Annotated in this window: 5 protein-coding genes; 1 reads left to right on the top strand and 4 read right to left on the bottom strand. The window is 18.3% G+C overall.

What is annotated here, in order from left to right; genetic code table 4:
- Window positions 1-558 precede the first annotated feature (558 nt).
- Window positions 559-1,455: a hypothetical protein gene (locus U744_RS0103600; RefSeq protein WP_025755694.1), complete on the top strand. Its 897-nt coding sequence runs from the start codon at window positions 559-561 to the stop codon at window positions 1,453-1,455.
- A 126-nt stretch (window positions 1,456-1,581) separates the two neighbouring features.
- Here U744_RS0103600 and U744_RS04845 read toward each other — a convergent pair whose 3' ends face one another.
- The 4 genes from U744_RS04845 to U744_RS0103575 are packed head-to-tail and all read right to left on the bottom strand — an operon-like array spanning window position 1,582 to window position 10,418.
- The gene (locus tag U744_RS04845) at window positions 1,582-3,501 is read right to left on the bottom strand and encodes an AAA family ATPase (protein ID WP_025755693.1); all 1,920 of its coding nucleotides are present in this window, start codon (window positions 3,499-3,501) and stop codon (window positions 1,582-1,584) included.
- Complete coding sequence (locus tag U744_RS04325; RefSeq protein ID WP_156921648.1) at window positions 3,502-4,470, bottom strand: hypothetical protein; 969 nt, start codon at window positions 4,468-4,470, stop codon at window positions 3,502-3,504.
- A gap of 1 nt (window position 4,471) precedes the next feature.
- Window positions 4,472-6,505 carry an RNA polymerase beta'' subunit family protein gene (locus U744_RS0103580; protein ID WP_025755692.1) on the bottom strand — a complete coding sequence of 678 codons (2,034 nt, stop codon included), beginning with the start codon at window positions 6,503-6,505 and terminating at the stop codon, window positions 4,472-4,474.
- Window positions 6,495-10,418 carry an AAA domain-containing protein gene (locus U744_RS0103575; protein ID WP_025755691.1) on the bottom strand — a complete coding sequence of 1,308 codons (3,924 nt, stop codon included), beginning with the start codon at window positions 10,416-10,418 and terminating at the stop codon, window positions 6,495-6,497. The genes U744_RS0103580 and U744_RS0103575 overlap by 11 nt, the downstream gene beginning before the upstream one ends.
- Window positions 10,419-10,693 lie beyond the last annotated feature (275 nt).

The raw sequence follows: 10,693 nt of genomic DNA, 5'->3' as shown, positions 1-10,693 counted from the left end.
ATTAAATTTTTAAAAGAATTAATGCCATAAGTTGTAAATTTTTTAATTATTTTTTTCTTAATATAATGTGAAATAATTACCCAGTTCTTGATCCAATGTCAAAATTTTTATTAAAATTTATTAGTGGTGCTTTGTTATTTAATTAAACTTTTTTGAACAGTTCTAACTCTTTAAATTTACTTTTTGCAAAGTTGATTTCAAGTAATTATTTAATGACAATATTTAAATTAAAAAAAAAAAAAAAAAAACTAGTTCTTAGAGCTGTGTCAAAAAATCAAACAATTACATCTCCCCCTAAAATTTAAACACTATAATAAATTGTTTTATAGAAAAATTCAGAGTTACAACTTTAAGTTTTTTGCTTTTTAGTTTATAAAAAATTAGTTGATTTTAAACAAATTTATAATTTTTAAGTTTAAAAATATTTTTTTAGACTCTATGTTATTTTTAATTTGAAATTTATTTGACAAATACTTTAATTTCATATATATATATATATATATATAATATAGTTATTATAAGTTTAAACTTAATTAAAAATTTTAAAAAAGGATTAAAATGAAACGTAAAAAATTAATGATTTTATTGCCTTTACTTATTAGTGTGGCTCCTATGATAGCTATTTCTTCTGCTTGTTCACAACAAAATAAACAAAATAAAACACCAAATCAAAATACTGCTTCAGAAAACCAAAAAACTAAAAAAGAAGCCTCCAAACCGCAAAAACCAAAAAATGAATTGCCAAATTCAAACAATAAATCAAAAAATTCTGAAAATGAAAAAAATAAAAATAATGAATCTGATAATGAAGACATAAAAAATAAAGTAATTGAAGATAAAGAAATTGAAAATTTAGAAAAAGAAATAGAACAAGTTAAGGAAAAAGATAAATTTAAATTAGAAAAAATTTATAATGAAATATACAATAAAATTTTACACTTTATAAGTGCTACAGATAAGAAAATAAAAGATATTGACTATGTTTTTGCACTATCTAAAATTGTTAATTTTTATTTATTGATTACTTCACGAAATAAAAAAGAATTTGATACTTTTTTGGATAAAGTATTTGAATCAAAAACTATGTTAAAACCAAGGAAAATTGTTATTTTTTTAAAAAAAATAGTAAAAAATGATAAATCAGTTTTATTAATAAACAAATTATTTTTAAAATTTTTCGACATTACTTTTAAGAAAATTAAACGAATTGATATTAAATTTGATGAAAATGATAAAAATTTCTTGAAAAAAAACTTTTTTGTATTGTGAGAAAAACTAGATAAATTTAACTTAATTAATTTAAGTTTTAGAGATTATATTAAAGCATTATCTGAACTTTTAGATTTAGAAAAAAACAAAAAACATAAAGCACAATTAGACAAAATCAGTAAAAGAGAAATCTTTATTTCTCTTTTAAAAGATAAATCTGGAAAAAATAATTTTCAATTTAAATAAAAAGCACTTTGCTATAACTTGCATTGTGCTTTTTATTTATATTATAAAAATAAATATAATGAAATACAAAAAATATTATTAGAAATGTTTTTATTTAAAAAAAAAAAAAAAAAAAAAAACATTTATTTATAAGATTGAAAAAATAAAATCTGTTTTTTCATTTGAATAATCAAATTTTATTTTTGTTAATATTCCATTTTTTTTGTTTGCTAAAATTTGTTGATAATTTTCAAACAAAAAATAAATCATTTTGTCAATAAATTTTTTTTCAAATTCAGAAATCAATCCTCGAGCACCTAATTCAGGTTTAAATCCCTTTTTAACTTCTATAATTAAGTACTTTAAAGTTTCCTCATTTTCTTCTTGAAGTTGAATTAATTTATCTTTATATAAATTATTTTTTAGTTTTTTTAGTTTACTATTTATTATCTCTTTAATGATTTCATGATCTGTTATAAAATTAAATGGAACAATATTTTTTTCTCCAATTCTATTTAAAATTTCAGGTCTTCCTAGTGTTTCTTTAAAATATTTTTCAATTTCTTTTTTAAATGTTTTTCTAATTAAATCAACATCATTGTTATCTTTTGCTAAATTCAGTGTTTCTTTAACTCCTATGTTTGATGTAAAAATTATAAATGTTTCAGAAAAATCAATTAATTCTCCTTTAGAAGAAGTTAATCGCCCATCTTCTAAAATTTGCAAAAATTTATCTAAAATACGGCCATGTGCTTTTTCAATTTCATCAAAAAGTAAAACAGAAAAAGGTTTTTGTTTAACAGCATTTGTTAATTGACCGCCTGATTCATAACCTACATATCCTGGAGGAGATCCAATTAACTTTTCATCACTATGTTCATGATTGTACTCACTCATATCAAATCTTATAAGTGCATTTTCATCTCCAAAAATAAATTCAGCAAATGCTTTTGATAATTCAGTTTTCCCTGTTCCAGTAGGACCTGTAAAAAATAAAATCCCTTTAGGTTTACGCTTATTATCATGAGAACTAGACAAATCTGATAAACCAACAAATGATCTAATTAAAGTCTTTTCCATTTGTTTGATTGCAAAATCTTGACCTTTGACTCTTTTTTTCATTTCTACTTGAAAATTTTTAAGTTTTTCTTGATTAATTTTTTCTCATTCTGATTCTTTTTTATCTAAAAACACAACTCTATAAAGTTCTTTGAAATCTTTAAATTTATTATTTGCAGCTACATTTGCAATTTGTATAATTTCTCTAAATGATAACCCATTGGTAAGTGCTATTGCATCATTAAATTCTTTAGACCTATTTGATTTATCTAATTTTTCTTCAATTAAAAATTCATTAAATCTTGATGTATTTGCTTCAATAAAATCTTCTCGTTCTCTAGTGTTTGGAACTTGAATTGTATGAAAATTAAGCTCAATATTATTTTCAATAATTAAATTATTTAAAATTTCTTTATTTTTACAAATTAAAATTAATTTATATTTTTCCTTTAAATATTTGTCTACAAAGGGATTGCTTAAATCAATAAAACTTGAAATTAAATTAGCTATTATTGTTGAGTTAACTTCTTTTAAAAGTAAATCACTTAAATCAATTATAAAAGCAATTTTCTTAATTGGTTTATTTTGTTTTTTTAAATCCTCAATATATAAAATAATTTCATTTATATATTGTTCAATTGGAGAAACTTGATTTTCCTCATTTTGCTCAAATTCAGCTTCTTCATCATCTAATTTTGAAAAATCTTCTTCTTCTTCTTCTTTAGGAAATAAAATATCTACAAAAGACTTATTTAAATCAATTACTCCTTTAGAAGGAATAAAATGTTCAATTTTTTGAAAACTATTATTTTTTAAATAAAAACCTATATATTGAGAAAGTTTTAAGAATATTCCCTTTGGTAAATCTTGAATTTCTTGATTGTCATTTAATGATTGATCATTTAAATTATCCAAAAAAATAAAATCATTAACATTTCCAGACAAAATAATAATATTTTTATGCATTATTTTTTGAGGAATTTGTTTGATTGAATTGTAATATGACATTTATAACTCCTTTAGTTCTAATGCTTTTTGTCTTTGTTTTTTATTACTAATTCCAATTTCTCTAGTTATGTTCATGTTGCTGATAATATATCCATTTTTTTTAAGATCTTGCAATAATTTACTAGTTGTTTTTTCACAAGCATGACCAATATAATTTCCTAATTTATAAGATATTTCCATATTTCCTTTAATATTAATTTGAACTTTATTGTTATTTTTATTTACTAGAAAATAAGTTTTTACTAAATGCTGTTTATTTTTATCAAATTTTAAAACTGGATTTTTATTTTTCAAATTAACAAATCCTTCAATTTTATTTAAACTTGTTAATACATTTTTAGCCAAAGTTTCAATTTTTTGCATTTCAATAACCTTACTATCAATATAAGCAATTGAATCTGATAGTTCTTGAGTGGTGTCTAATTTTAAAATTTTATTTTTAAGTTCAAACAATAACTCAGGTGATTTAATATTTAAAGTATCAATATATTGAATAACATTTTGGTGAAATTCCTTTAGCTTATCTGAATTTATAATTTGATGTCTAATTTTTTCTATTTCTTGATTTAATTCATCTTTTGTAAATTCACTATATTTATTTTCAAGATTTTGAATTGCTTGTGTTGCCAAAAAACCATATTTGGAAATATATTCTAAATAATTTACCTTACTTTTTTGCTTTTGTCTGGCAATATAATTTAATGCCATTAAATTTCAATTAATATTAGATACTTCTTTTGATAAAGTATCTAGTTCTTTTATTAATTCAAAACCTTTATTATTTTCAAAAGTTCCCAATGAATTTTTTAATTTATTTTCTAAAATGTTTTTTCTTTTAATTAATTCATTTTTAAATTCATCATCAAGAGTTGAATTTGAAATTATTACATTTAATTTGTCAATTATATTATTGCATGTAATGACAGTTTCATTTTCACTATTAATTGTAAAAGTTGCAATATGACTCATATTATTTTTCAAGATCCTTTTTTAATTTTTCAAATTTATTTTTGACTATGGTAAATTCATTATAATTAACATTTTTAACTCTATCTTTCTTGTTTTTGTCCAAATGTATCATTTGATTTCTTCAATTTTTTAATCATTTAATTTTTTCTTTTAGATTTTCACTAAAATTAGATTCTTCTAATCTTTTATTAAAATCCTTAGGTTTTTTAATATTTAATATGTACTCAATAAATTTATTGATTTCAATAGATAAACTACCAATTTCTTGTTTTAATTTTTCTTCATTTTTTAACTTTAACTCTCTAATTTTATTTTTAATATCAAAAATAAATGTTTTAGAAAATATTTTTTCATTGTATTCTTTTTCAAATTTTAATATTTCATTTTCTAAATCTTGTAATTCAAAGTTATAATTGGGATCACTATTTTCTTTATTTTTAAATTTTTCAAATTTCATTTGAATATTTTCTTGATTTTCTACAAATTTTTTATTTTTATTTCAATTAACAAAAAATAAACCTTCAATTTTTTTATTATATGAATTACATATTTCTATATAGGTATCATCATCAAAAATTTCGCTTTTTAAAAAACTAAATAATTTACAATTGTTTTTTTGATCATATCTCATAATTTCTTTGCTAATATTTTTTAATAAAATTTTATTGATAGACATTGGCATTCTTAAATTTTTAAATATATTTATGTTATTTTTTGAATCAATAATATTTAAATAAATAATATCTTTTTGATCATTAGTAAAAATATTAAATAAATAATTTAAAAAATCATAATCATTAGTTTTTTCTAAATGAAAAACAATATTTTTAGTGATAAAATCAGTAATATATTTTTTAAAATAATTATTTGAAAATATTTTATTAAAATTTTTCTTAAATTCTTCTTTTAAATAAAACAAAGGATTTGAATTCAAGATTTTTTTTAATTCATCATTAATTTCGATCTCATTTAATTTTCTAAAACCTAAAATATTTTCAATAATAAATTCTTTTTTTATTTCATTTTCTGATATTTTAAATTTAATTTCACTAATAAAACCAAATTTAAAAATATCATCATTTAAAAAACTTAAATTTGTTTGATTGAAAATTAAAGTTATATTTTTGTTTTTTTCCGAAAGAATACTTAAATTATCATGACTATCAAAAACTTCAAAATATGGATTTAAATTTGAGGTTTCAGTTGATTTAAAAAAATCATTAAATTTATAAAAATAATCTTTAATAAAATCTTCAAAAAGAAAATTAAACATATTCATTTTAAAGAGAATTTTAATATAATCCATAAATGTTTTATCTTTAATTACTATGAAATAATCATTATCTTTATCTTTTTTTAAATTTATATAAAAGGGTACTTTTTTAATATATAATTCTTGTTCTATATTTTTTAAAGAAAATATTTCTTTTTCATTGTCATTTTCTTTTATAAATAATAATTTTCTTAAAGAAAAATTATTTTTATTTTCTGTATTTTTAATTTTATTTAGATTTTCTTTAAAATCCAAAATTAATTTATCAAAAAATTTTTTTATTTTTTCATCTAAACCACTAATATTTTCAGATTTTTCTTTTTTATTAACAAAATTTATATCTTCTTCACCAAAAAATAAATTTTCATAATAAAAAATATTTTGTTTTGTTTTTATTTGTTCATCAAAAAGAATAAAATTATCAAACTTAAACCTTTTTAATACTTGTTCATTTATTTTGCAATTACCTTTTAATTCACTTTCTAAATCTAAATTTAGATTTTCTTCACATACTAAATTATTTGTATTAATTAAATTATTTATTCTATCTTTAAGATATTCTCAATATGATTCTTTTAAATTAAAAGCTTTTAATATATTATCTTTAATTGATAAATCTAAAGGAAATCTTTTTAAGTCATTAAAAAAATCTAAAATCATCATATCTAATTTTTCAGCTATTTTTAAAACACCTATTTCCACAAGTAATTGATTTTCAACAAAAGGCATCAAAAAATCAATTTTATGAGTTTTATTCAACATATCATTCTACCTCTTCACTTTTTTCTTTTTGATTTGGTCTAGAATTAAAAAAATTATATATTTTTGATATTAATGAATCATGTTTATTTTGATTAGTAATTTCCTTATAATAGTAATCAAAAGCTCCAACTAAAATTAAAAATTCTTTAGGTCGTGAAATAGCTACATTAATTCTTTCATCTGTACTTAAAAAATCTATATTTCTTTTATTACGTATCTCAATTTTTTCAGTATAAATATTTTCTGCTCTAACAAAATCTACTATAATAATACTTTTTTCTCTTCCCTGAAAATTATCTATTGTATCAATTTTAACTGCTAAATTTTTTAATTTTTTGTCATTTTCTATTTTTTCTTTTACTATATAAACTTGATTTCTAGTTAAACAAATAATTCCAATTTTATTTTTAAATTCTTTATGCTCGTTTTGTTTAATTAACTTATTAAGTATATCCACAATAATTCAAGCATTATATTCATTAATTAAACCTTTTGAATTACTTTCATATTCACTAGCAAAAATACTCTTACTTTGATCAAATGCATTTGCATTATTGGTTAGTTCAAAACCTTTGTTTTTTAGTTTTTTAATATATTGTTCATTCAAAACAGTAGTATCAACTAAAATAGGGTGATTTTGATGTGAAAAAGATAATTTTAATTTTAAATTAGTTGTTTGATTAGCACTATTTTTTGGCATCACTAATTTTTCATCATCTTTATAAAATTCATTTACTAAATTCATGATTTCTTCAACAAATCGATGTTGAACTTTTAAGTATTGATAAGCATTTAAATTTTTTTCTAATTTATTCATATCCTTAATTTGATTTTTGAAAAATGAAGTTTTATAGAGTTTTTCAATATTTTCAATAGTTCATTTATTTTCATATTCATGATTAAAAATATTTTCATTTGATTTTTGTTGCAATTCTGTTTTTAACAAAGAAATGTCATTTTCTTGAAAATCACTAGTTGGCGGTAATTGTTTATAATCACCTGAAAAAATAGCCTTTTTTGCTAAAATCATTCTAGCGAATATTTCTGGAGTACATGACTTTGATATTTCATCTATGATAACCATATCTATTGGATAATCAATAAACAAATCTCTATTTATAATTTCATTTTTACTATTAATAATTGGAATAATTGTTCTTGATGTTGTTGTTAGTCCAAAAACATTTATTAAATTATTTTCAAAAACATACTCAACAAATTTAACTGATTTATTTTGATCAGAAAAATTTTCATTTGAATTATTTTTATCCAAATATTTTTGATAAAAGCTTTTTTGTTCAGTATTCAAAATATTTTTTAAGTTTAATAATTCTAATATTTCAACTTCATTTAATTTATTTACAAATTTAATAATGTTTTTGTATTCTTGATTTGAATTAATTTCACATTTTAAATCAGTAAATGAAATTTTAAAATGATTTATATTGCCAAAAAAATTTATAAATTCATTAAGTTTTAGTTCATTTCAAATTTTTTTATTTAAAGTGTTTATTATTTTTAAATCTTCATCATTTATTTCTTCTTTAGATTTTTCAAATATTTTTTTTAATCTTAAAAAATCTTTCAAATTAATTAAAGATAAAATTTTGTTGTTTTCTTTTAAATTCTTATATTCTTTATTATTATTTTCTTTTTTATTTATTTCATTTAAATAAAAATTAGAAATTTTTTCATAAAAATTTTTATACATTTTTTCTAAGGAAAAACTAGTTTTTTTCTTATTTTTTTCTTTTTCTCTGTGATTAAATTTATATAAAACAACATTTGGATCATTTAAATTATTTTCATGTATTCTATCCATAAAATTTTCAATAGCCTCATGAGTTGATGAAGTTATTAAAATATTTTGATTCTGATTTAATGAATATTCAGCAATAGAACAAATAGTTTGAGTTTTTCCTGTTCCAGGTGGTCCTTGTAAATAAAAGGCGCCAGTTGTTGAAATTGATTTAACTAATGATTCAAATTGCAATTGATTAAGCATATATTTTTCTTTTATTTTCAAAACTTCTTTATTAAACTTATATTCTTCATAAATTTCATTTGGAATTTGTGAAAAATCAAAAATTGACTTAATTAAATAAGGATTTTTATAATGTCCTTTTTCAATATTTTTAAAAGCTCCAATGTATCTTCTAATTTTTGCTAAAAGACCAGCTTGATTAGTTGAAATATAAGGCAATAATTCGATATTATTTTCATTTAAATCATTTACAATTTCATAATCAAAATCTACTAAATTATCTTGAAAATTTTTATTATTTTTATCTTTTTTTAGTTCAATTTCTACATTTGTATAAAATTGTTTAAGTTGTTTATTTTTTTCAATAGCTTCTTTTAATTTTTCTCATATTTTTTTATTTTCTTCTTTGGTATTTTTTTTAGTTTCATATTCTTTTATTTTTTCATTTATTTCTTTTCTATTATATTCTTGTACTTTTATTAAATTATTTAAAGAATTAATTTCTTTTTTTAAATTTTCAAAATTAAGTTTATATTCATTTTCTTTATTTTCCAAATTCTTTTTATCAGTTAAATTCTCATTTATATTATTTTCAATTTTTTTTATATCATTTTTTAATTTTTTAATTTCATCATCTGTTTTAATTTTAATAGAATCATCTAATTTTCTAATTTTTTTATTTTTATTAGTTAAATTATTTTTTTTATTATTTTTTTTATTATTTTTTTTATTATTTTCTTGAGTATTTATTTCTTTTTTTATTTTGGTAATTTTATTTCTCTTAGAGATTAAATCATTCTTAATGTTTTCAATTTCATTTTTAAGTTTTTTTAAATCATTAACAAGATTGTTTTTTTCTTTTAATAAATTTTCTCTTTTAAATTCTATATTTTTAATTTCATTTTCTATTTTTTCTAGATTTTTTTCTTTTAAATTAATTTCTCTATCAAAATTTTCAATAAATCTAATAAATTCATTAATTTTGCTCTCCACTTCATTTTTAATAAATTCACTTTTTACATTATAAAAATCGTATTTTTTTATTTTTATTTTTAAACTTTCATTTTCATCTTTTGAATTATAAATTAAAAGATCTTTTGAATTAATAAGTACGTCTTTTTTATCTCTTTCAATTTCTGAAAAAAGTCAAATTTTATTATTTTTTATTAATTTTAAAATACTTGAATTATTAGCATTTAAATCAGGAAAAAACAAAAAATCTTTTTTATTTTTTCCTTCTTTTTGTTCAAAAACTTCATTACAATATTTTAAAAAATTATTTCATTTTTTAAGTGAAAGTTTATCTTCTAATTTTTCATCTTTTAAATTAAAAAGTTTTTTTGTTTTGCTTATTATTTTTATAAAACTATCAAAATCTAATTGCTTATTATATTCATCTGAAATATCATTAATATCTTTAAACTCAACTTTTTGAATCTCATAAATGCTTTTTTTATCAAAATTTATTTGTAAAAATTCAATTCTTTTTATTATGAGTTCATATTCCATTGCTTTATCATTTTTAATATATCATTCAAAAAATATAGCCACTCCATTGCTGTTTCATTTATCGTTTTTATTTTCAGAAAAACCAACTAAAACACATGGGCCAAAAATATTATTATTATTATTAATACTATTTTCAGTTTTTATTATAGTTGAAAATTCTTTATCTTTTGAATTTAAGTTTCAGATTTGATATCTTTCTAAATTTTTAAAATCACTTAAAAATTCTTTTATTTGTATTTCTATATTTTCTTGATTTTTTGAGTAATTCTTTAAAATTTTCAATGTTTTTAGCAAATCAATAAATGAAACCTCTTTAGTGCCATAATAATTTCATGCTCTTTTTTCAGTTCCTTTTAATTTAGTTTTTGAATACCATTTTTTTGAATCATATTTAAAAACAAATGTTTGATTAATACTCATATTTTTTCCTTTTTTTAGTTTTAAAAATAATTTCTAGAAAATTATTTCAAATTATTTAAAAAAAAAAAAAAAAAAAGACAATTTTTTGCTTTTTTGAATATACTAAATATTAATTTGTAATTATTTTCTTTCATAAGTATGCAATATTTATTTAATAAAATACAGTTTGATATATAAATAATTTATTAAATTAAATACCTATTTTTTGTAAAAAACAAATAAAAATAGGTTTTTGATTTGTTTATATATAAAAATAATTTAAAAACTATTTTTAT

This window comes from Mycoplasmopsis cricetuli ATCC 35279 (genome assembly GCF_000526955.1).
Lineage (GTDB): Bacteria > Bacillota_I > Bacilli_A > Mycoplasmatales > Metamycoplasmataceae > Mycoplasmopsis > Mycoplasmopsis cricetuli.
The sequence above is the reverse complement of the archived record's forward strand: the minus strand, read 5'-3'. Positions and strand labels throughout refer to the sequence as shown.